Source organism: Nonomuraea sp. NPDC048892, assembly GCF_040649735.1.
Taxonomy (GTDB): domain Bacteria; phylum Actinomycetota; class Actinomycetes; order Streptosporangiales; family Streptosporangiaceae; genus Nonomuraea; species Nonomuraea maheshkhaliensis.
On sequence record NZ_JBEZFZ010000001.1, the window covers coordinates 727,566 to 749,435 of the forward strand.

At 70.0% G+C, this 21,870-nt stretch carries 18 protein-coding genes; 10 read left to right on the forward strand and 8 right to left on the reverse strand.

All coding sequences use genetic code 11. The features are described from left to right. Window positions 1-90: 90 nt before the first annotated feature. From AB0C28_RS03665 to AB0C28_RS03675, 3 genes are read left to right on the forward strand one after another with little or no spacing between them, the layout of a single operon-like run. Window positions 91-765: a DUF998 domain-containing protein gene (locus tag AB0C28_RS03665; protein ID WP_358073004.1), complete on the forward strand. Its 675-nt coding sequence runs from the start codon at window positions 91-93 to the stop codon at window positions 763-765. Between the two features lie 56 nt (window positions 766-821). Beyond that, window positions 822-3,194, forward strand: a complete 2,373-nt coding sequence (locus AB0C28_RS03670; protein ID WP_358073005.1) for a nitrate- and nitrite sensing domain-containing protein — start codon at window positions 822-824, stop codon at window positions 3,192-3,194. Further along, the gene (locus tag AB0C28_RS03675; protein WP_357839021.1) at window positions 3,191-3,568 is read left to right on the forward strand and encodes a DUF742 domain-containing protein; all 378 of its coding nucleotides are present in this window, start codon (window positions 3,191-3,193) and stop codon (window positions 3,566-3,568) included. Before AB0C28_RS03670 ends, AB0C28_RS03675 begins: the two co-directional genes overlap by 4 nt. Before the next feature lie 19 nt (window positions 3,569-3,587). Here AB0C28_RS03675 and AB0C28_RS03680 read toward each other — a convergent pair whose 3' ends face one another. From AB0C28_RS03680 to AB0C28_RS03705, 6 genes are all read right to left on the reverse strand, one after another. Then, the gene (locus AB0C28_RS03680) at window positions 3,588-4,160 is read right to left on the reverse strand and encodes an ATP/GTP-binding protein (protein ID WP_346102315.1); all 573 of its coding nucleotides are present in this window, start codon (window positions 4,158-4,160) and stop codon (window positions 3,588-3,590) included. After that, a complete protein-coding gene (locus tag AB0C28_RS03685) occupies window positions 4,141-4,503 on the reverse strand; it encodes a DUF742 domain-containing protein (protein ID WP_346102317.1) in 363 nt (120 codons plus the stop codon). The genes AB0C28_RS03680 and AB0C28_RS03685 overlap by 20 nt, the downstream gene beginning before the upstream one ends. Then, window positions 4,500-4,907, reverse strand: coding sequence for a roadblock/LC7 domain-containing protein (locus AB0C28_RS03690; protein ID WP_357839018.1), 408 nt, complete (start codon window positions 4,905-4,907; stop codon window positions 4,500-4,502). The genes AB0C28_RS03685 and AB0C28_RS03690 overlap by 4 nt, the downstream gene beginning before the upstream one ends. Before the next feature lie 13 nt (window positions 4,908-4,920). Continuing rightward, window positions 4,921-7,020, reverse strand: coding sequence for a nitrate- and nitrite sensing domain-containing protein (locus tag AB0C28_RS03695; protein ID WP_358073006.1), 2,100 nt, complete (start codon window positions 7,018-7,020; stop codon window positions 4,921-4,923). A gap of 164 nt (window positions 7,021-7,184) precedes the next feature. Beyond that, a complete protein-coding gene (locus AB0C28_RS03700) occupies window positions 7,185-8,048 on the reverse strand; it encodes a PrsW family glutamic-type intramembrane protease (RefSeq protein ID WP_357839012.1) in 864 nt (287 codons plus the stop codon). Further along, a complete protein-coding gene (locus tag AB0C28_RS03705) occupies window positions 8,045-9,583 on the reverse strand; it encodes an FAD-dependent oxidoreductase (RefSeq protein WP_357839009.1) in 1,539 nt (512 codons plus the stop codon). The genes AB0C28_RS03700 and AB0C28_RS03705 overlap by 4 nt, the downstream gene beginning before the upstream one ends. 382 nt (window positions 9,584-9,965) lie before the next feature. Here AB0C28_RS03705 and AB0C28_RS03710 point away from each other — a divergent pair, with 382 nt between their 5' ends. Next, the gene (locus tag AB0C28_RS03710) at window positions 9,966-10,646 is read left to right on the forward strand and encodes a hypothetical protein (RefSeq protein ID WP_357839006.1); all 681 of its coding nucleotides are present in this window, start codon (window positions 9,966-9,968) and stop codon (window positions 10,644-10,646) included. Window positions 10,647-10,694: 48 nt separating this feature from the next. Here AB0C28_RS03710 and AB0C28_RS03715 read toward each other — a convergent pair whose 3' ends face one another. Continuing rightward, window positions 10,695-12,731, reverse strand: coding sequence for a glycosyltransferase (locus tag AB0C28_RS03715; RefSeq protein ID WP_357839003.1), 2,037 nt, complete (start codon window positions 12,729-12,731; stop codon window positions 10,695-10,697). Window positions 12,732-12,785: 54 nt separating this feature from the next. Continuing rightward, window positions 12,786-13,916, reverse strand: a complete 1,131-nt coding sequence (gene wecB / locus AB0C28_RS03720; protein WP_357839000.1) for a UDP-N-acetylglucosamine 2-epimerase (non-hydrolyzing) — start codon at window positions 13,914-13,916, stop codon at window positions 12,786-12,788. A gap of 182 nt (window positions 13,917-14,098) precedes the next feature. Between wecB and AB0C28_RS03725 the strand changes: the two genes are divergently transcribed. The 6 genes from AB0C28_RS03725 (at window position 14,099) to hisC (ending at window position 21,864) form a co-directional block, all read left to right on the forward strand. Further along, window positions 14,099-15,655 carry a glycosyltransferase family 4 protein gene (locus tag AB0C28_RS03725; protein WP_358073007.1) on the forward strand — a complete coding sequence of 519 codons (1,557 nt, stop codon included), beginning with the start codon at window positions 14,099-14,101 and terminating at the stop codon, window positions 15,653-15,655. Window positions 15,656-15,788: 133 nt separating this feature from the next. Further along, window positions 15,789-17,036 carry a nucleotide sugar dehydrogenase gene (locus tag AB0C28_RS03730; RefSeq protein ID WP_357838995.1) on the forward strand — a complete coding sequence of 416 codons (1,248 nt, stop codon included), beginning with the start codon at window positions 15,789-15,791 and terminating at the stop codon, window positions 17,034-17,036. A 19-nt stretch (window positions 17,037-17,055) separates the two neighbouring features. Further along, window positions 17,056-18,144, forward strand: coding sequence for a glycosyltransferase (locus AB0C28_RS03735; RefSeq protein ID WP_346102372.1), 1,089 nt, complete (start codon window positions 17,056-17,058; stop codon window positions 18,142-18,144). 37 nt (window positions 18,145-18,181) lie between these two features. Further along, window positions 18,182-19,987 (forward strand): DUF4434 domain-containing protein, encoded by a 1,806-nt coding sequence (locus tag AB0C28_RS03740; protein ID WP_358073008.1) that lies wholly within the window; start codon window positions 18,182-18,184, stop codon window positions 19,985-19,987. A 101-nt stretch (window positions 19,988-20,088) separates the two neighbouring features. Next, window positions 20,089-20,754: an NUDIX domain-containing protein gene (locus AB0C28_RS03745; protein ID WP_346102338.1), complete on the forward strand. Its 666-nt coding sequence runs from the start codon at window positions 20,089-20,091 to the stop codon at window positions 20,752-20,754. 51 nt (window positions 20,755-20,805) lie between these two features. Further along, the gene (gene hisC, locus AB0C28_RS03750; RefSeq protein ID WP_357838989.1) at window positions 20,806-21,864 is read left to right on the forward strand and encodes a histidinol-phosphate transaminase; all 1,059 of its coding nucleotides are present in this window, start codon (window positions 20,806-20,808) and stop codon (window positions 21,862-21,864) included. Window positions 21,865-21,870: the final 6 nt, after the last annotated feature.

Below are 21,870 nucleotides of genomic sequence, written 5' to 3' on the forward strand. Positions count from 1 at the left end.
TCAGGGGTGCGTTTCGTAGGGGTCGGGTCAGGGACGTATCGGGGCAGGAGCCGGATGTGAGACCTCCCCCGCACGGGGAGAGTAGGCCCCATGACCGCAGCGAAGAGGCTCTACCCCCTGATCGCCTGTGCCTCGATCCTGTTCTCGGTGGTCGCCGTGGTGGCGGGCCAGCTCGGCCCCGACCCCTACCTCGACCCCATGAACGTCACCGTCAGCGAGTACGCCGTGTCCGACCGCGGGGGCGTCACGGAGATCGCGATGGCGGTGCTCGGGATCGGGTCCCTGGCGCTGCTCCTGGGGCTGCGGTCGGCGGGGGCTCCGGTGCGGGGGATGCCGGAGCGGTTGCTGATGGTGTGGTCGGGCGCCCTGGTGGTGGCCGCGGTGATCCCGACCACGCCCATCGGCCACGACCTGGATCTCGCCGCCCAGATCCACCGCTACGTCTCCGTCGCCGCCTTCGTGAGCCTGCCCGCCGCGGGCGCGCTGCTGGTCCCCAGACTGACCGCCGACGCCGCCTGGAAGCCTGTGGCGCGTACCGTGGAGTGGGTGGCCCTGGCCGGCGGGTTCGGGCTGCTGGCGATCACGTACGTGGCGATGCCGGGCGAGCGGGTGCTGATCGGGCTCGTCGAGCGGTTGCTCCTCGGCGCCGAGGTGACGTTGCTGGCGGTGCTGGCCGGTTGGCTCATGTGGCTGACGTGGGGACGGGCCATCTCAGCGGCGCTCAATTTCCCGACATATCACAGATTTATCGCTAATCGATCTTAAAACCATCTGTTTCGATGCTATTCTCTCCCGCGATCTTCTATCCGGGAGCAGGTGTCATGGCATCGGGCAGATCCATCAGATTCAAGATCTCGACGCTGCTCGTCATCCCCTTGGTCTCCCTGATCGCGCTGTGGGGCTTCGCCGCGGGCACCACGTCGGGAGAGGCGCTCAGCCTGCTCAAGGTCGAGACCATCTGGACCGGGGTCATCAACAACACCGACCGCCTGGTCTCCGACGTCCAGACCGAGCGCCTGGCCTCCGCCGAGCGGCTGGCCGGCGACGTGAGCGACCCCGAGGCGCTGACCAAGGCCCGGGCCAAGGTGGACGACAGCGTCAAGCTGCTGCGTACGCACGCGCTGGCCGAGGACACCCAGGCCGCGCTGACGCAGGACATGAAGACGCAGCTCCAGACGGTGTTCGAGACCATCGACCGGCTGCCGGACATCCGCGGCAAGGTGGACGGCCGCCGGCTCACCCCCAGCGCCCTCATCACCGAGTACGCCAAGGTCGCCGACGAGGTCCATCTCCTCTACTCCCGCCTGACCATCAGCACCGACCTCGAACTGGCGCTCCAGGCACAGGGCCTGATCGCCGCCGACGAGGTACGCGAGCTGCTGGCCCGCGAGCACGCCCTGATCATCGCCTCGAACGGCCGGGCGAACATGCACGACGTTCACATGCTGTCCGCGATTGACGGATCCAGGACGTACCTGTTCCCCAAAGCCCTGGCCAACCTCGACACCGAGCTGCGGGCCCCGTTCGAGAAGCTGTTCTACTCGCCGCGCTACATCACGATGGAGAACCTGGTCGAGAGTTACATCGGCGGCCGGCCGCTCGACGTGGACCTGTGGCGGGGCGTCTACGACCAGGTGCAGCAGCAGTACCGCGAGGCCGTCTCGCGCACCGGTGACAAGCTGCTGGCCAGGATGGAGCCGGAGGGTGTCGCCGTCGTCGTGCGGGCCGGCGTCGCCGGCGCGCTCGGCCTGATCGCGGTCGTGTTCTCGATCTTCATCTCGGTCCGGGTGGGCCGCAAGCTCACCCGCGAGCTGGGGGCGCTGCGCCGTACGACGCTGGACCTGGCGGAGATCAGGCTGCCTGACGTCGTGGACAAGCTGCGCAAGGGCCAGAGCGTGGACCTGGCCACCGAGGCGCCGCGCATCCCCGTCGACCAGAAGTCCACCAGCGAGGTCAGGGACCTGGCCTCGGCGTTCGACAGCGTGCAGAGCACGGCCGTGGACGCGGCCGTCGAGCAGGCCAGGATGCGGGAGGGCGTCTCCGAGGCGCTGCGCAACCTGGCCCGGCGCAGCCAGTCGCTGCTGCAGCGCCAGTTGCGGCTGCTCGACGAGATGCAGCGTCAGACGGAGGAGCCGGAGGCCCTGGAGCGGCTGTTCCGGCTCGACCACCTCACCACCCGCATGCGCCGTCACGCCGAGGGCCTGGTGCTGCTCTCCGGCGGCACCGCGGGCCGCAGGTGGCGCGGGGTCATCCCGGTCGAGGACGTGCTGAGCGGCGCGGCGGCGCAGGTGGAGGAGTACACGCGGGTCCGCGTCTATCCGATGCCCGAGTGCGGCGTCTCCGGCGCGGCCGTGGCCGACCTCATGCACCTGTTCGCCGAGCTGATCGAGAACGCCACCACGTTCTCCTCGCCCGGCAACGAGGTCTCCGTACGCGGCGAGATGGTCGGCAGGGGCTTCGCCGTCGAGGTGGAGGACCGCGGCCTGGGCATGGACGAGGGCACCCGCAAGGCCATCAACGACCGCCTGGCCAGCCCGCCCGAGTTCGACCCCTCGCAGACCGAGCGGCTGGGGTTCGCGGTGGTGGGCATGCTCGCGAACCGGCACGGGGTGAAGGTCACGGTCAAGCCCTCCCCGTACGGCGGCACCACCGCCATCGTGCTCATCCCCGCCGCGCTCGTCGAGCCCATGACGGCCCCGGTGCGGCCGCTGGAGTTCGAGCCCGTGTCCGTGTCGGTCGTCAGGGAGGACACCGGGCCAGGCGAGCTGCCGCGGCGCGTGCGCACGAGCAAGCGGGCCGCCGCCACCCACTCCGTTCCGCAGCAGACCGCGCCGCAGGACGACCCGATCACGCCGCCGCAGCAGCTGCCGCGCCGTGAGCGCACCCAGGACGCCCCCCAGCGGCCCACAGAGCTGCCCCAGCAGCGTGACAGGACCGGGCAGCGGGACGGGCAGCTTGACGGGCAGCCTCAGCGCGACAGGAGCGACGGGCTGCCCCAGCGCGAGCGGCCAGGGGGATTGCCGCAACGGGAGCGGCAGGCCGGTCTGCCGCAGCGGCTCAAGCAGGCGCCGCCGCCCGTGCCGCCGGCCGAGGAGCGCTCGCCCGAGGAGGCCAGGGCGCTGCTCTCCTCGCTCCAGTCCGGCTGGCAGCGCGGACGGCAGGAGAGTGAGCAGGATGGGGGAGCTGAATCGTGAGTCGCGAGCACGAGTGGGTCGACGAGGAGGCGGGGCCGGTCGTGCGGCCTTACGCGATCGCGCGCGGGCGCACCAGGTCCGCCGCCTCCTCCGAAATCGACCTGCTGGCGACGGTCGTCTCCACAGGGCTGCCCGCCCCGTCCAAGGCCGAGCTGAGCACGCAGCATCGCCGACTGCTGGGCCTGGTGTCGGGACAGAACAGCCCGGTCGTCGAGGTCGCCTCGGATCTCGGCCTGCCCGTCGGCGTCGTGCGCGTGCTGCTGGGGGACCTGGTCGAGCACGGCCTGGTGACGATCAGGCCGCCGCGCGACAAGGCCGCCACCCCGTCGGAGAGCCTGCTCCGCGAGGTGATCAACGGCCTGCGCGCCCTCTGAGCGGGGCACTCGGCAGAGGTTAGTTCGCCGAGGTGAGCGTCCTCAGGGAGTGCTCCACCAGCGTGATCATGACTTCCTTGGCGGAGGTCCTGCGCCGTACGTCGCACAGCATGACCGGCACGTCGTCGTCCAGGTCGAGCGCGATGCGCACGTCGTCCACGCTGTGCCGGTCCGCGCCGTCGAAGCAGTTGACGGCCACCACGAACGGCGTGCCGCGCTGCTCGAAGTAGTCGACGGACGGGAAGCAGTCGGTGAGCCGCCGGGTGTCGGCGATCACGACCGCGCCCAGCGCGCCGTAGGACAGCTCGTCCCACATGAACCAGAACCGCTCCTGCCCGGGCGTGCCGAACAGGTAGACGACCAGCCCCTCGCGGATCGTGATCCGGCCGAAGTCCATCGCCACGGTGGTGGTGGTCTTGGCCTCGACGCCGTCGAGATCGTCCACGCCGATGCCGCGGTCGGAGAGCACCTCTTCCGTGCGTAGCGGCCTGATCTCGCTGATCGACCCGACCAGGGTGGTCTTGCCGACGCCGAACCCCCCCGCGATCAGGATCTTGAGCGCGACAGGGTCGTCAGAGAGCACGGAGTCCATTGATCACTTCCTTGAGAATGCGCTCATTCGACCGCGACCCTCCGGCGGAGGGCGACGTCACCGAGATGAGGCCGTGGTCACGCATGTCACCGAGCAACACCCGGATGACGCCTACGGGCAGATCGAGCTCGACGGCCAGATCGGCCACCGAGATCGGACTACGGGCTGCCCGCAGGATGAGCTGCTGTTCCGGCCCGAGCTCGCCGGGGGCATCGCCCACGGCGCGCACGGTGGCCACGAGGTCGAACCCGTCTCCGGAGGAGCGGGTGCGACCGCGGATGAGAGCGTAGGGCCGGACGACCGGACCCGCCTCCTCATCGAACCACTGCGGGCTATCGCTCATGACGCTCCAGCGCGCGGGTTGGTGGTGATGTGCTGGCCCACCCGCTTGACCAGCATCGCCATCTCATAGGCGATCTGGCCGACGTCCACGTTCGCCTCCGCGATCACGGCCAGGCAGGTGCCCTGGCCGGCCGCGGTCACGAACAGGAACGCCGACTCCATCTCCACGATGGTCTGACGCACGTCGCCGCCGCCGAAATGACGGCCGGTGCCGCGGGCCAGGCTCTGGAAGCCGGCCGCCACCGCTGACAGGTGCTCGGCGTCCTCGCGGATCAATCCCTTGGAGTAACCCACGGCCAGGCCGTCGGTCGACAGGATGACCGCCTGGCGCACGGCGGCGACCCTGGTGGCAAGGTCGTCCAGCAGCCAGTTCAGCTCACCGGTGTTGGTGGTCGGCGCACTCATGCTTCCCCCTTACTCATGGCCCCTCCTCAGAGGCTTCTTCTCGGGCGCGTTGCGTTCCCCGCTGGAACGCGGAGAACAGGTCGCGTACCTCGTCGGGAGAGCGTTCGGGCTGTGGCTCAGACTGGGGCTCTGACGGCGCCTCTTTGAGCTGCGGCGCCAGGTGGGCCTGGCGCACCCGCCTGGGCAGCCCGGCGTGCGTCCCCGACGACACGACCGCGAGCGCCTTCTTGCGCGTACGGCTGGGCAGGTCGGCCCGGCCGTCCCCGCCCGCCGCCTCCAGCGCGCTCTGCTCGGTCACGATCGAGCGGGGCGCGAGCACGATGGCCGTGGTGCCGCCGAACGGCGAGCGGCGCAGCAGCACCTGGATCCCGTGCCGCTGAGCCAGCTTGGCCACCACGAACAGGCCGAGCCGGTCGCTGTCGGCCAGGTCGAACTCGGGCGGATCGGCCAGCAGCGCGTTGACGCGGGCGTAGTCGGCGGGCGGCAGCCCGAGCCCCTTGTCCTCGACCTCGATGGCGTAGCCGTTGCTCACCAGGTCGCCGCGCACCTGCACGATGGTGTCGGGGGGCGAGTAGATGGTGGCGTTCTCGACCAGTTCGGCCACGAGGTGGGTCAGGTCGGCCGCGACGGTCCCGTCGATGGCGCTGACCGGTATCGCCTCCACGGCGATCCTGGTGTAGTCCTCGACCTCGGCGACGGCGGCCCGGACGATGTCGATCACGGGCACCGGCTTGCGCCAGGCGCGTCCAGGGGCGGCGCCCGACAGCACGATGAGGCTCTCGGCGTGCCGCCGCATGCGGGTGGTCAGGTGGTCCAGGCGGAAGAGCTCCTCCAGCCTGTCGGGGTCGTGCGTACGCCGCTGCATGCCGTCGAGCAGCGCGAGCTGGCGGTGCAGCAGGCCCTGCTTGCGCCGGGCGAGATTGAGGAAGACCTGGCCGACCCCGTGGCGCAGCGCGGCCTGGCCGACGGCGGCCCGTACGGCCGTGCGCTGCAGGGATCCGAACGCCCTGGCCACGTCGGTGATCTCCGCGGAACCGCTCACCTTGATGGCCTTGGTCTCCTTCCGTACGTCGACCTCGTCGCCTCTGCGCAGCCGGGCCACGATGTCGGGCAACCGGCGCTGCGACAGCTCGACCGCGGCGGTACGCAGCCCGGCCAGCTCTCCGGCCAGGCGACGACCGAAGCGTACAGAGATGATGATCGACGCGAGCACGGCGATCAACCCGACGCCGCCCGCGGCGGAGATCTTGACCACGGTGGAGGTGGCGGCCTCGGACGTGCGGGTCGCCAGGGTGCTGGTGGCGCTCGCGCCGAGGACGTCGAGCCGCGCGGTGAGCCGGTCGACGGCCTCGTGCCAGGCTTCGGCGTCGGGGGGCGGCGTGCCCGTCTTGATGACCCGCGCCTCCATGGTGGCGAAGGTCAGGAACGGCTCGGTGGCGAAGATCTGCTCGTACGGCCTGCGCACCGACACGTCGAGCCCGGCCATGCCGCGCGAGTGCAGGAACCGCCTGGAGGCCGCGTACTCGGTGAAGGCGGCCGTCTCGGGCGCGGTGAGCTGCTTGTCGGCCAGGGCGCCGAGGACGAGGGCGTGCTCCCTGGCGACGTACTCCCTGGCCATGCCCATGGCCTGCAACGACGACGCCTGCTGGAAGATCGTCAGGTCGGGGACGGAGACCAGGTGGTCGTAGACGAGGAAGATCGAGTCGAGGATGCGGTTGTACTCGTTCAGCCCGGTCAGGCGCGAGCTGACGCCGCCGTCGATGTCGGAGCGGATCGTGCCGAGGCGGTCGAGCGCCCCCTGAAGGCCGCGCAGCGGCTGGCGCAGGTTGCCGTCGGCGGAGTCGCCGGCCTCGGTGACGGCCTGGCGGAACTCGGTCACGGACCTGTCGGTGCGGGCGCGCTGCGAGCTGAGCGCCTCGGTCAGCTCACGCGTAGTGAGCGACTCGGAGGAGCGCGCACGTTCGGCCTGCAGCTGAAGGCCCAGGTCGGTGGAGGTGATGCCGATGGTCCGGTAGAGGGTGTTCGCGCGGAGTAGTGATCGAGCGTCGCCCATGGTGAGGTTGAGGACGAAACCCCAGAGCGCGCTCAGAGACAGGAGGGGTAGCAGTAGCAATAAGAAGATCTTGAACCGAATTGACCGGTTTCGCGAGCCCATGTCCCAACCTCGAGTCGGGGGCATTTCCACACCTTGTGTAAATACACCTCCGGAAGATCGCACAGGAGACTAGCACCGATTATGCTTCCGGCGCAGTGGGAGCAAGGCGTTCATTACCGTGATTATTGGGACAAGATCTCGCGCTCGCGGCGGGACGAGACGGCTATCGTCCACAGCCACAGGAGCGCTACCAGCGAAATCACGAGAAGTCCCGCCCAGTTGAGCACGGTGTAGACGTGTACCTGCCACTGCGTCACGTTTGGCACACGCCCGATCCGCAGCAGCTCGAACTGCCACCGTCGCCCGGTCAGCACCAGCGTGATCGCGATGGCGATGGCGCTCATCGAGTCCCACAGCGCGTGCAGCAGCGAGACGCCCAGGTAGGTCAGCAGCACCGGGCCGGTGAGCCGCCCGCGCGCCGCGAACAGCGCGCCACCGGCGATGGCCGTCCACAGGCCGTGGCCGACGGGCGTCAGGATGCCGCGCAGCACCTCGGTCTCCACGAGCTGGGCCAGCGACAACCCCGAGGCGGTGAACAGGGCGTTGAAGGCGTAGCCCGCGCTCTCGAAGGCGGCGAAGCCGAAGCCGACGGTCGCGCCAAGCACCAGGCCGTCCCTGGTGAAACGCCTGGTCATGTGCCTGGTGACGACGATCAGGGCGGCCAGCTTGACGCCCTCCTCGATCAGGCCGACCAGCACGTACATGAGGATCGACGGGCGCAGCAGCCAGCTCTCCAGCAGCGAGGCGCCGAGCACGCCCAGCACGCCGCCCACCACGAACGCCTGGAACAGCAGCTCGACCGTCACCCCCGGCGAGCGGCCCCGCCCGTACGCCCAGACCACGAACGTCACCGGCACCAGGAAGCTGCCGAACAGCACCACGGTCGGGACCAGGTTGGAGTTCCCGGTCCAGGCGGTGACGGCCACGGTGGCCAGCCAGAGCGCGAACCCGGTCACGAAGATCCGCAGCCAGAGTGTCCTGATCACGTCAGTTCCTCCACAGCCCTGATCGCGGCCACCACGGCGGCCTCGCCGCGCGCGGCCGGCTCGCTGTCGGACCCCGCGATGGCGATCCGGCCGAACGGGCCCCGCGCCGCGTCGGAGGGGAAGGGGCCGTCGGGGTAGAACGCGTCCCACGGGCGGCAGTACTCGGGCGACAGCGCGTGCCCCCACCGGCGTACCTCGATCGCCTCGATGCCCTGGCCCGGGTCGAAGCCGACCGGGCCGAGCAGCCGGGCCAGCTGGTCGCGTACGGTCCGCTCCAGCACCTCGTACGGCGTCGCGAACAGTTCGCGCCGCCCCGCCGCCGACCCGGCGCCGGGGCCCAGCTCCGACCGGCACGGCGTGGCCAGCAGCCGGACGCCGTCAGGCGGCACGAACGCCGACTCGTTCCAGTACGCGCCGGTCCACCGCACCCGCCCGACGCCCAGCCGCCGCCACGCCCCTGGATCGCGCAGGCGTACCACGGCCTCCAGGAGCGGTACCCGTACGGCCCTGCTGAGCGCGGCCCGCCGCCCCGCGGGCAGGTCGGGCACCAGGTAGGGGACGACCGCGCTCGGGCACGCGAGGATCACCGCCCCGGCCTCGACGGTGAGCACCTGGTGGCCGTCGAAGTAGCCCACGACCCCGTCACGCACCGACACCACGGGGCTGGACGTCCGCACCGAGATCCGCTCGTCGATCCGCTCGTCGCGCGGGAGCGCGCCTGCGGGTGCGGGCCCGTGCCACTCCCGCCGCACGGTGGGCGAGTTGAACCGGGAGGGCTCGCCCCGGTCGAGCCCGAGCCCGGCGAACCCCGGATACCCGGTCCCCCAGGCGTCGATCGCCCCGAACGCCCGGGTGTCGTACCCCCAGCCTGAGCTGGGCATCGTCCGCGAGAAGCGCTCCACGTCCCGGTGCACCCCGCACACCTCGCGCAGGAACTGCGCGTACGTCAGCCCGGCCAGCCGCTCCTGCTTGGCCTGTGCGGGCAGCCCCGGCAGCCAGTCGGGCGGGTCGTCGTGCAGCATGAGCAGGTCCCGCCGCGCCCGCACGGCGATCGGCAGCCGGCCGATCCAGCCGGGGGAGGTGAGCTTGACCAGGGTGTCCGTGCCGAAGCTCTCCTCGTCGCACATCACCGCGTCGGCCCCGGCCCGCCGGCACAGCGGCGCGTGCCCGCCGGAGCCGTCGTGGTTGTCGAGGACGAGCACCCGGTCGTGCGGACGGCGGCGCAGCCACTCGGAGGCCGCGCTCAGCCCGCCGCGCCCGCCGCCGACCACCACCAGGTCGTGCCGCTCGCCCGTGGGGACGAACGGGCCCGCATGCTCCCAGAACCGCCCGTCCCGCAGCGCGTGCGGCACGCTGAGCGCCGCACTCGTGTCCCCGCGCATGACGAAGCCCACCGGCTGTCTCAGGGCCTTCTGGGCCGCCTCCGCCCGCCCCGGCGCGCCGCCCGAGATCACGCATCCGAGGGCCACGCCGTCGAAGAGGTCCCTGCGGGAAATGGTGACATCCATCCCGAGATCGCGCGGAGTCAAGCTCATGGCGCGATCATCGGCAGGTCAGGAGAAAAGCCGCGCTCAGGCGCGCAGCGCCTCGAGAAACATTTTGCGTGCCCTATTACGGCGAATGCCCGTTTGCGACCTCGCGTCCCGCGGCGGCCCGAAGCTCTCGTCCGTCCTGGAGGAGCGGCTCAAGCTGCGCGAACGAGAGTCAAGATCATCGCCGGGCGGCTCATGGGTATCCGGGCGGGTACGAGCCGCTCCGTCCAGCCGGTCAGGCGCTGGACGGCGGAATCCCGCCGCGGGCGAATCGGAAATCATTCGTGAAGCCACCGATTACCGCGAATAGCGACGTTACTCGGCCCCTTACTCTCCGCTTCCTCTAGCGTTTCCAGAAATGCTGACGGAGTGAAATGGAGACCCCATGCACAAAGCGATTCCCGGCATATTTCTGAGCACACTGGTCATCGCCGGATGCTCATCCACGGAGGCGAGCCCGAAGGCCGCCGCCCCCGCGCCCGCCGCCACGACGCCGTCGTCCGCGGCCGATGCCAGGCTGCGGGCAGCCCTGCTGCCGGTGCCCAAGGGCATGCGCATCGCCTACGGGCCCGAGCTGGGCGCGTTCGGCTCGCTCAAGTCCACCCAGCAGGGGCTGGCCGCCCTGCGCCAGGCCAAGCTGCAGCACCCCGAGTGCGCCGGAGCCGCCCAGCTCGACGCCGACCGGCCCGACGTCGCCAAGTCGCCCGCCGCGGTGATCGCGTTCTCGGCCGACCGTGGCTCGATCACGCAGGCGGTCGTGTCGCTGCCCGCGGCGGCCTTCCCCGAGCCGCTGCCCAAGCAGTGCGTCGACTACACCGCCGACGTCGCCGGCACGAAGGTCAGCTACAAGACGCGCACGCTCGGCATGCCGGCCAAGGGCGACCAGTCGCGCGCCTACCTCACCACGGCGACGGGGGACAAGAAGAACGCGCAGATCGGCTCCGTCATGATCAGACGCGGGACGATGATCATGTCGATGCTCGTGGTCGGCCAGCGGGTCAAGCCGCAGGGCCTGTACGAGCTGGCCGACCTCGCCGACCAGAACCTGGCGAGAGTCACCAGGTAGCGGGCATACGTCGAGGGCGTGCCGGACGTGGCCGGGACGCCCATGGACTCAGATCAGCACGTGATCGTCCGGGCGGCCGACGAAGGAGAACTGGGCGTTCCTGGTCAGCTTGATGTGGTCGGCCTGCCAGGTGTGCATCGCGGTGTCGGCGCTGCGCCAGTAGACGAAGTTGAAGCGGTCCGCCGAGTAGATCTTGACGGAGTCCTCCTTGAGGCGCCGTACGAGGTGGGTGTCCTCGCCCCTGGTGATGTCGGCGAAGCGGTACGAGCGGAACAGGTCCGCCTTGCCGAGGAACGTGCCGCCCTGCACCAGCCACGAGTAGCGGTGCTCCAGGCCGGGCAGGCGCAACATCGTGGTGTTGCTGCCCTCGAAGTACGCGTAGTGCGCGCCCTTGCCCGTCAGCTCCGCGTCGGAGTAGTCGAAGGCCCTGACCAGGTCCGACAGGTAGTGCTCGCCGTAGAGGTTGTCGTCGTCCATCTTGGCGATCAGCTCGCCCTCGGCGGCGTCGATGCCCAGGTTCATGCAGGCGCCGAGCGACAGTTCGGCGGCGGCGGGCAGCACCACGACGTCAGAGATGCCCGCCATGCGAGCCTTGTCGGCCACCACGACCGGGTCGATGTCCAGGCCGTGCAGCACCATGATCAGCTGGAGCGGGCGGTGCCGCTGCTTGGCGACCGACGAGATCGCGTGCTCGATCTGCGCGGCGCGGTTGGTGGGCAGCACGACCGAGATCGAGCGCGACCTGGGCTCCACGTGGTGCCCGAGGTCCTGGAGGATCTGGTCCACCCGGTGCGAGAACAGGTGCTTGTCGAACACCTCGCGCATCGCCAGGTGGCCCATCCTGGCCCGCAACTCGGGGCTGTTCATCAGGTGCAGGACCTGGTTGTAGGACTCGATCGGCTCGCGCGCGATCGGCACCAGGTCGCCGAAGGTCTCCTCGATCGCCCGCGACCAGCCCGACACGACGGGGGTCGAGCAGGCCGACAGCTCGAAGACGCGCCTGGCGCACATGGTCGGGGAGTCGAGCACGGAGTTGACGTTGAGGAAGACCTTGTACATCCGGTACGCGGCCAGCATCTGGTCATAGGGCAGCTCGCCCACGATGTGCGGCCGGTACTTCTCCGGCCAGGCGTACTTCTCGTCCACCTCGCCGTTGCGCGCGAAGATGTGCAGGCCCAGCTCCCTGACCGGGTCGAGCACGGTCTCCATCTGCTCGCGGCGCTCGGGATGCTTGTCCCTGAAGTACATCCCGGCGAAGACCACGTCGTGTAGGCGGCCCTTGTTCTGCTGGATCGGGTTGTGCACGCGGGGCTGGGCGGCGAACTGCAGCACGTCCACCCGATCATGTCCCAAAATTTCCCGATATTTCGGCAGCATGTCACCGTCGCAGGTGAACACGTAGTCGAACAGCTTGGCCGTGTCGATGAAGAAGTCGAAGTTGGGCGGGTCCTCCTTGTTCCAGAAGACCGTGGGGATGCCCTCCTGCTTGCACCACGCCACCAGCTCGCGCAGCGGCTCCTTCGGAGCGTTCGTGCCGGTCATCTGGTAGCGCCAGCGGCCCTGGTTCCCGTGCCAGGCCGACTCGCAGAACAGCAGGTCGGGCCGCTTGTCGGCGAAGATCTCCGGCCAGTCCTTGAGCCCGAACTCGATCTGGTCCCACTCGTAGCGGAAGGCCGCCCTGGAGAAGTCGTCGAGGATCACCGCGACCTTGAGGTCAGGCCGGGCCACCGGGCCGTTCGGCCACTTCACCGCGGGCACCTCGACCAGGGGAGGACGGTTGCCGGCCAGTGCGGCGGCCTCGCTGACCGGCAGCGGCGGCTTGGGCGCCCGTTCCTTCGAGCGGACCGCCTCGACGATCCGCCCCGGGCTCTTCGAGCCCAGCGCCTCACCCAGCTTGAACGTCCGCTTGGCCTGGGTCGCCTCCAGCTTCCAGGTCGCGTACGCCGCCTTCGCCTCGGCGATCTCCAGCCGCCTGCGCAGCTCCGTGACCTCCGCCTCGTACCGCTCGACGAGCTTGCGCTCTTCCGGCAGCCAGTTGACGGGGCCGAGTCGCTGGTAGGTGGGCTGTTCTGGAGTATCGGCCATGGTGGTACGCCTATCGCTTAGCGGAGGGAACTCATAGTACGGCGGACATTGCCGCTATTCGCGGCGTTTGCCCTGAGAGGCAGGGGCGAGGTTGTCGCCCTCCAACCAGGCGGCGATCACCGTGGCGATGCGCGGCCCGGCCTTGCCGTCCCACAGCACCGGCAGCTCACCGGCCGGCGTGGCCGCGCCGTCGGCCAGCGCCTTCTCCGCCGCCGCGGGCAGCAGCGCGGGGGTGACCAGGCGGTTCGTCCCGTGGGTGATCGTGATCGGCCGCTCGGTGTTGGGCCGGACGGTCAGGCAGGGGACGCCGAGCATGGTCGTCTCCTCCTGGACGCCGCCGGAGTCGGTGACGACCAGCGCGGCGCCGCGGACGAGTGAGAGGAAGTCCACATAGCCCAGCGGGTCGACCACCTTGATCGACTCGCCGTCCACCAGGCCCGCCTCGGCCAGTCGCGCCTTGCCGCGCGGGTGGATCGGCACCACGATCGGGATCTGCCGCGAGACCTCCAGCACCGCGTCCACCAGCTCCTTGGCGGCCTCCGGGGTGTCCACGTTGGCCGGGCGGTGCAGGGTGGCCACCGCGTAACGTGCGGGCAGCGCCAGCCGCGCCACCACGGGCGCCGGGTCCAGCGACGGCAGCGCCGCGTACAGGCTGTCGATCATGGGGTTGCCCACCAGGTGCACCTTCGAGGCGGGCACGCCCTCGCCCGCCAGGTACGACAGCGCCTCCGGCGAGGTGGCGAACAGCAGGTCGGCCAGTGCGTCGGTGACGACCCGGTTGACCTCCTCCGGCATGCCGCGGTCGTAGGAGCGCAGCCCCGCCTCGACGTGCGCGGTCCGTACGCCCAGCTTGGCGCAGACCAGGATCGCGGCCAGCGTGGAGTTCACGTCGCCGTAGACGACGACCAGGTCGGGCTCGTGCTCCTGGACGACCTCCTCAAGGCCGACGAGCAGGGCGGCGGTCTGCTTGGCGTGGCTGCCTGAGCCGACCCCGAGGTTGGCCACCGGCTCGGGCAGGCCGAGATCGGCGAAGAAGACGTCGGACATCAGCGCGTCGTAGTGCTGACCAGTGTGGATGATGCCCTGCCGCACGCCGAGCTCGCCGAGTGCCCGCACCACCGGGGCCGCTTTCACGAAATTGGGACGAGCGCCCAAAACGTGCAGGACCAGGGGGTTTTCCCTCATTGACCTCGCCTTTCATAGCGGAAGGGAAAAAACGCTGCCTATGGTACGGTCCCAGCGTGGCATCCGACGCCAGTCGTCAAGACTCCTCCCGCAGATCTGACGGGGTCTCCGCGAAGTCCGCCCGTGCCGGCGTCGGTGGACTTCTCAAGGGCTTCGTCCAGCACCCGATCATCGTCTCTCGCGTGGTCGTGACGAAGGTCAAGTCCGACCCCGTCCGCGTGGCGCAGGCCGCCGCCGACGCGCTGCCCAAGGGCCTGCGCCCCATCGTCGGCAGCGTCGCCTGGCCGGCCGCCCGCCGGGCCAGGCGCATCGTGCGCAAGTTCGGCATGCGCGTGGTCAAGGGACCGTGGAACGAGGCCAAGGAACTCTGGGACGCCGGCCGGGTCAGTGAGGCCTCCGTCGTGCTGGACGCCCACGCCAAATACCCGTTCGTCAAGCGCAGGGCCGCCTACTACCGGGGCGAGCTGGCCGCGATCAGTCCCGACCCGATCCCGCCGGGGCCCAAGGTGGCCATCCTGGAGCGGGTCAAGGGGCGCGTGCTGCACCTGGTCACCAACGCGCTGCCGTACACGCAGGCCGGCTACACGGTCAGGACCCACCGCATCGTCACCGCGCAGAAGGCCGCGGGCATCGACCCGCACGTGGTCACCAGCTGGGGCTGGCCCATGTTGCAGGGGCACGCGGACGCGACGCCGTACGACGAGATCGACGGCATCCCCTACTACCGACTGCTGCCGGGCGCTCACGGCGAGATGCCGTTCGAGATGCAGGGGCGCATGATCAAGGGCGCCGACCGGGTCACCAAGCTGGTCACCGAGCTGCGCCCGCAGGTCCTGCACGCCGCCACCGACCACCGCAACGGCTCCGTCGCCCACGCCGTGCGCGACAGGACGGGCACGCCGTACGTCTACGAGGTGCGCGGCTTCCTTGAGGAGACCTGGGCCTCGCGCGACCCGATCAGGGTCGGCAGCCAGCGGCACGTGCTCCAGCGCGAGCGCGAGGCGTTCCTCATGCGCGAGGCCGACGCCGTCGTCACGCTGGCCGAGACGATGGCCACCGAGATCGTCGAGCGCGGCGTGCCGCGCGAGCGGATCCACCTGGCGCCCAACGCCGTGGACGACGAGCTGCTGTCGGCCCACTACGACGGGGCGTCGTTCAGGAGCGCGTACGGCATCGCCGACGGCGAGATCGTGGTCGGCTCGGTGTCCAGCATCGTGGCCTACGAGGGCTTCGCGACCCTGCTGCGCGCCGCCGCGCTGCTGCGCGACCAGAACACCCCCGTGCGGGTGCTGATCGTCGGCGACGGCACCGAGCGCGACAACCTCCTCGAACTCGTCGAGGAGCTGGGCCTGCGCGACGCCATCCTGCCCGGCCGGGTCGGCCCGGACGAGGCGCTCCAGGCGCAGGACGCCATCGACATCTTCGCCTGCCCGCGTGAGGATCTGCGCGTCTGCCGACTTGTTACGCCATTGAAACCCGTCGAGGCGATGGCGCTCGGGAAGCCCGTCGTGCTCAGCGATCTGCCCGCGCTGTCCGAGCTCGTCGGCTCCGACGGAGCCGGCCTGCTGGTCCCGCCCGGTGATCCCGCCGAGCTGGCCAAGGCCATCGCCGGGCTCCGTGAGGACCCGGCGCGGCGGGCTGAGATGGGTGAGGCGGGACGTGCGGAAGTGGCGGCGAAGCGGACTTGGAGCCGCGTTGCCGAGACTTATCAAGCTCTATACCGGTCCCTTGCCGAATGATGACCTTCGCGTTGGCTGTCTCTTACGACAGGTTCGGTCGCATTAGGCGTGAGCTAGGTGGACTTGAGATAACCTTTGCGACCATGAAGTGTTGTTTCCGGCTCCCAAAGGCACAGCTGTGACAGAAATCGACTTGGCTGTCATCGGTCTGGGCTACGTCGGCATGCCTCTCGCCAAGGAGGCAGTGGCCGCCGGCCTGCGGGTCGTCGGCGTGGACGTGGACCCGGCCAAGGTCGACGCGCTCAACGCCGGGCAGTCCTACATCGATGACCTGACCGACGCCGACCTTGAGCACATGCTGGCCAGCGGGTTCAGCGCCACGCTCGACGAGGGCGTGCTGGCCAGAAGCAACACGATCGTCATCTGCGTCCCGACCCCGCTCGACGAGGACCACCGCCCGGACCTGTCCGCGGTGGAGGGTGCGACCAGGGCCGTCGGCCGCAACCTGAGCAAGGGCACGCTCGTCGTGCTCGAATCCACCACGTGGCCCGGCACCACCGACGAGGTGGCCAGGCCGCTGCTGGAGAAGTCGGGGCTCGTCGCCGGTGAGGACTTCTCGCTGGCGTTCTCGCCCGAGCGCATCGACCCGGGCAACCCCAAGTTCGGCCTGCGCAACACACCCAAGGTCGTCGGCGGCTTCACTCCGGCCTGCCGCGACCGGGCCACGGCGTTCTACGGGCAGTTCATCGAGCAGGTGGTGCCGGTCAGCGGCACCCGCGAGGCCGAGATGGCCAAGCTGCTGGAGAACACCTACCGGCACGTCAACATCGCCCTCGTCAACGAGATGGCGATCTTCTGCGACGAGCTCGGCATCGACCTGTGGGAGTCCATCGAGGCGGCGGCCACCAAGCCGTTCGGCTTCCACAAGTTCCTGCCGGGGCCGGGGGTCGGCGGGCACTGCATCCCGGTGGACCCGTCGTACCTGTCGTACACGGTGCGCAAGCTCGGCTACCCGTTCCGGTTCGTGGAGCTGGCGCAGGAGATCAACGAGCGGATGCCCTCGTACGTGGTCGCTCGCGCACAACGGTTGCTCAACAGGCATAAAAAGGCCGTCAACGGCGCCAAAGTCGTTATGCTCGGCGTCACCTACAAACCGGATATCGCCGACGAGCGTGAGACCCCGGCCCTCCCCGTAGCGCGTGCGCTGCTGGAGCTGGGCGCCGAGCTCTCGTTCGCGGACCCGTACGTCAAGGAGTGGTCGGTGGACGGCACCCCGGTGCCGCGTGAGGAGGATCTGGCCGAGGCCGTGATCAACGCGGACGTGACGCTGCTGCTTCAGCAGCACGCCGCGTTCGACCTCGACATGGTCGAGGCCAAGGCCAGGCTCGTGCTGGACACCCGCGGCGTCCTCGCCGAGGGTGAACGCGTCGAGCGGCTGTAGCGACGGAGGGTTGCGCGCAGTGCACGTGCTCGTCATGACGGTGGTGCATAACCCCGAGGACGCGAGAATTCTGCATCGGCAGATCCGTGCCCTTGTGGATGCCGGTCATGAGGTCACGTATGCGGCGTCGTTCACGGCGCACGGCGTCGTGCCCCGGCCGTGGGTCACCGGTGTGGATCTGCCCAGGGCCGCCCAGCGCAAGCGGATGGCCGCGGTGTGGGCCGCGCGGCGGCTGTTCAAGCGCATGCGCGACAAGGTCGACCTCGTCCTCATCCACGACCCCGAGCTGCTGTTCGCGGTGTGGGGGATGCGGCACAGCCCGCCCGTGGTGTGGGACGTGCACGAGGACACCCCCGCAACGCTCTCGCTCAAGCCGTGGCTGCCGGCGCCGCTGCGGCCGCCGGTGCGCTTCCTGGCGCGCATGCTGGAGGGTACCGCGGAGCGGCACATGCACCTGCTGCTGGCCGAGACGGCCTACGCGGGCAGGTTCAAGGACGCCCACCTGATCGTCCCGAACGAGACCTGGGTGCCCGACTCCGTGACGCCGCCGGGCGACGACCGTGTGGTCTACCTCGGCTGGCTGTCCAGGGCGCGCGGCGTGTTCGAGGCCATCGAGGTGGCCAAGCTGCTGCAGCCGTACCGGGTGACGGTGGAGCTGATCGGGTACGCCGACCCGCAGAGCCGCCCCGTGCTCAACCAGGCCGTCACCGAGGGCCTGCTCGAATGGCGTGACTTCATGCCCAACGACGAGGCGCTCAAGCGGCTCGACGGGGCACTGGCCGGGCTGTCGTTACTGCACGACGAGCCCAACTACCGGCACTCGATGCCCACGAAGATCGTGGAGTACATGGCGCACGGCATCCCGGTCATCACGACCCCGTCACCGCGGGCGGTCGAGCTGGTCGAGCGCTATGACAGCGGCGTCGTGGTGCCGTGGGAGGACCCCAAGGCGGTCGCGCAGGCCGTGCTGACCCTGCGCGACGACGTCAGGGAGCGGCGGGCGCAGGGCGCGCGAGGCTACGCGGCGGCCCGGGCCAACCACCACTGGCCCAACTCCGCCAAGCGGTTCGTGACACAGCTGGAGTCCTGGGCCGGGGTCAAGCCGTAACTCACGAGAACTGACGAGGGCGGGTAGGTTCCTGAACGTGCGCTGGCTCTTCCTGGTCGTGGGCGCCGCCGTCCTGGCCGTGATCGCGGCCGTGATCATCGTGCTGCCGGACTCCGCGGAGAAGACGGTCCCCACGGCCGTCGCCTCGACGCCGGTCAAGACGACGGCCGCGCCGACGCCGGCGGTGAGTGAGTTCACCGACGACTGTGGAACGTTCGACACCGGCGAGAAGGCCCCCTACGCCGTCACCGGCTACTGGATCACCCCCAAGTCGAACCCCTGCACGTGGCGCAAGCAGCTGCAGGAGATCCACCGCGTCGGCGGCGACACGATCATCAGGATCGGCTACGGCCTGCAGTTCCGCACCGTCACCGACACCGGGCAGATCAAGGCCAAGGACGGCTCCGTCGACTCGCTCTACAAGGGCTGCGTCGAGAACGGCATGACCTGCTACGACGCCGCGCTGCACGACCTCCAGCAGGCCCATCCGGACAACCGGATCGGCCGCATGTACGTCTACCGCACCGACGAGTCGTTCGGCCCCGACCTGTTCCGCTGCCCCCAGATCGAGCACCCGATCGTGGCAGGCAAGCGCATCTACTACCGGCTCATCACCCAGGCCGACGGCTCCGACGACGCCACCTGCGACTTCAGCGGCAAGCCCGGCTCGTACGACATGATCCTGGTCGCCGGCTCCGAGACCGACAGCCTGACCAAGCTGCTCGACCTGGCCGACCAGTTCGGCATGCGTGTCTTCCCCGCACTGCCGCTGGCCCCGCGCGACGCGAAGTCGCAGATCAGGGCCGAGAAGCGGCACCTCGGCACGCTCACCACGCTGACCCGGCGCATCCTCCAGGACTACGGCGCGCGCTTCGGCGAGCGCGACGCGCTGGGCGGCGTCTACCAGCCGTTCGAGGTGCAGATGTCGGCCACGCTGGCCACGAACCCGACGCTTGAGGTGTACGCCGACCAGCACATGATCGTCGAGCAGGAGTTGTCCGGCAAACCCATCTTGATCAGTCCCTATCTCGACGCGCGCAAGGAGGTCGCCTTCGGGCAGACGCCCAAGCAGGTGGCCGAGGGCTTCAAGGCGCTGGTGAAGGCCGGGGTCGGCATCATCGCGCCGCAGGACAGTCGGGGCACGGGCAAGGTGGGGCTGTTCTGGCCCGACGAGCGCGACGACGAGGTGGACGAGCGGCTGCGGTCGGTCCGCGGGGTGGGCGAGGAGGCGACGTACGGCGACGCGTACCACGGGTCCACCCGCGACTACTACCGCGAGATGGCGGCGGCCCGCCAGGAGATGATCGACTCCGGCTACCACGTGCAGCTCTGGGCGAACGTGGAGGCGTTCGAGCCCTCCGGCGACCCACCCTGCGCCCCGCAGGGCACGCGCGGCAAGACCGACAAGAAACGCCTGGACCAGGCGGTCACGATGGCCGGACGGTACGTGCAGAAGATCGTCTCCTACATGTGGAGCGATTTCATGACCTGCGGCCGGCCGTCGCTGGAAGAGGAGATCGCCAAGGACTGGGGCAGGCCGATCGCCGTGGACGCGATCAGGCGCCCGCGCGACGTCCAGGACGGCGTGGAGGTGCGCGGCTACAACCTCAAGAACAGCACGATCACCCTCACCTGGTCGGGCGGCACCAAGGAGATGGCGGTCTCGGCCGTGGGCTGGCTGAACGAGGACCCGTTCGAGGAGGAACTGCCGGAGGGCATGGCGACGGCGTGGGTGCCGTTCGACTGGAGCCAGGTGCCGGGCGGGGAGTGGGTCAGGATCGGGGTCAAGGTGCCGTCGGGGCAGTCGGCCACCGAGCCCCTGCACGTACGCATCGTCACCTAGCCGGGGGCGGGGCGCTCAGGGGCGCGGGTCCGGATCGGTGGCCCAGCAGGCCGGGGCGCACGGTTCGCTGCCCGCCCACGACTGCGTGTAACGTGCCTGCCATGGTCCCGAGCATCCCGGTCAGTGTCGACCTGGTCGTGCTCACTGTGCGTAACCAGGCGTTGAGCGCCCTCGTGTGGCGCCGCGATAATCCGCCGTTCCTGCGCCGCTGGTCGCTGCCCGGCGGCTTCATCCAGCTCGACGAAGACCTGCCCGCCGCCGCCCACCGCGTGCTCGCCGAGCGGGCCGGCCTCCCCGGCGCGCCGGTGCACCTGGAGCAGCTCCAGACCTACGGTTACCCCGACCGCGACCCCCGCCAGCGCGTGCTGAGCGTCGCCTACCTGGGCCTCGCCCCCGACCTGCCGGCCTCGGAGAAGGCCCACATGAGCTGGCAGCCGGTCGGCTCGCTCACGGTCATGGCCTTCGACCACCGGCGCATCATGCTCGACGGGATCGAGCGGGCCCGGGCGAAGCTGGAGTACACCTCGCTGGGGGCGGCGTTCTGCCCGCCGGAGTTCACCGTGGCCGACCTGCGGCGGGTCTACGAGATCGTCTGGGGCCGTCCGCTCGACCCGCGCAACTTCCACCGCAAGGTCACCAAGGCGAAGGACTTCCTGCTGGAGACCGGCGACACGACGACCAGAGACGGCGGCCGGCCGGCCAAGCTCTACCGCCGCGGCCCCGCCGAGCTGCTGCATCCGCCCATGCTGCGCAGCCTCAAGGAGTGAGCGGCGGGCCCGGAGGATGCCTCATCGCCCCTTGCCTTCTAAGGTGAGGGCATGCCTCGTTTCCGCCAGATCCTGGACACCATGGCTGCCTACAAGGCGGGCAAAGCGGTCGTCGCTCCCGACGGGCGCTCCTACAAGCTGTCCTCCAACGAATCTCCCTACGATCCGCTGCCCTCCGTGGTCGAGGCCATCGCCGAGGCGGCGCGGGAGATCAACCGCTACCCCGACCCCGGCTCGGTCAAGCTGACCGAGGCCATCGCGGAGCGGTTCGGCGTGCCCTTCGACCACATCGCGCTGGGCGCGGGGTCGGTCACCGTGGCGCAGCAGCTGTTCGAGGCGGTGGGCGAGCCCGGGGCCGAGGTCGTCTACGCGTGGCGCTCGTTCGAGGCCTACCCGCTCCTCGCCGACCTGGCCGGGGTCACCTCGGTCACCGTGCCGCTGGCGGGTGAGGATCACGACCTCGACGCCATGGCCGCGGCGATCAACGAGCGCACCCGCATGGTGTTCCTGTGCAACCCCAACAACCCGACCAGCACCGCCATCCGCCGCGACGGGCTGGAGTCGTTCCTCGCCCGGGTGCCCGAGGACGTGCTGGTGGTCATCGACGAGGCGTATCACGAATACGTGCGCGACGAGGACGTGCCCGACGGGCTCACTCTCTACCGCGACCGGCCCAACGTCTGCGTGCTGCGCACGTTCTCCAAGGCGTACGGGCTGGCCGGGCTGCGCGTCGGCTACCTGATCGCGCCCGAGCCGGTGGCCACGGCGGTGCGCAAGACGATCATCCCGTTCGCGGTCAACGCCCTCGCGCAGGTCGCCGCCATCGCCTCGCTCAAGGCCGAGGACGAGCTGCTCGAACGGGTGGAGCGAGTGGTCAAGGAGCGCACGCGTGTGCGTGAGGCGCTCATCGCGCAGGGCTGGACGGTGCCGCCCACCGAGGCGAACTTCGTCTGGCTGCGCCTCGGCGAGCGCACGCTCGACTTCGCCGCGGCCTGCGCGGCCGAGGGCGTGGCGGTGCGACCGTTCCAGCCGGAGGGGGTGCGGGTGTCGATCGGCACGCCCGAGGCGAACGACGCCTTCCTCGCCGCCGCCCAGGCATTCCGGCGTTAGCCGCGA

Bases quoted from the DNA above. Each gene is read 5' to 3' on its own strand.
- AB0C28_RS03665 (WP_358073004.1), top strand. From the start codon at position 91: ATGACCGCAGCGAAGAGGCTCTACCCCCTGATCGCCTGTGCCTCGATC.
- AB0C28_RS03690 (WP_357839018.1), bottom strand. From the start codon at position 4,907: ATGAGTGCGCCGACCACCAACACCGGTGAGCTGAACTGGCTGCTGGAC.
- wecB (WP_357839000.1), bottom strand. From the start codon at position 13,916: ATGAGGGAAAACCCCCTGGTCCTGCACGTTTTGGGCGCTCGTCCCAAT.
- AB0C28_RS03705 (WP_357839009.1), bottom strand. From the start codon at position 9,583: ATGAGCTTGACTCCGCGCGATCTCGGGATGGATGTCACCATTTCCCGC.
- AB0C28_RS03710 (WP_357839006.1), top strand. From the start codon at position 9,966: ATGCACAAAGCGATTCCCGGCATATTTCTGAGCACACTGGTCATCGCC.
- AB0C28_RS03670 (WP_358073005.1), top strand. From the start codon at position 822: ATGGCATCGGGCAGATCCATCAGATTCAAGATCTCGACGCTGCTCGTC.
- hisC (WP_357838989.1), top strand. From the start codon at position 20,806: ATGCCTCGTTTCCGCCAGATCCTGGACACCATGGCTGCCTACAAGGCG.
- AB0C28_RS03685 (WP_346102317.1), bottom strand. From the start codon at position 4,503: ATGAGCGATAGCCCGCAGTGGTTCGATGAGGAGGCGGGTCCGGTCGTC.
- AB0C28_RS03715 (WP_357839003.1), bottom strand. From the start codon at position 12,731: ATGGCCGATACTCCAGAACAGCCCACCTACCAGCGACTCGGCCCCGTC.
- AB0C28_RS03745 (WP_346102338.1), top strand. From the start codon at position 20,089: ATGGTCCCGAGCATCCCGGTCAGTGTCGACCTGGTCGTGCTCACTGTG.
- AB0C28_RS03680 (WP_346102315.1), bottom strand. From the start codon at position 4,160: ATGGACTCCGTGCTCTCTGACGACCCTGTCGCGCTCAAGATCCTGATC.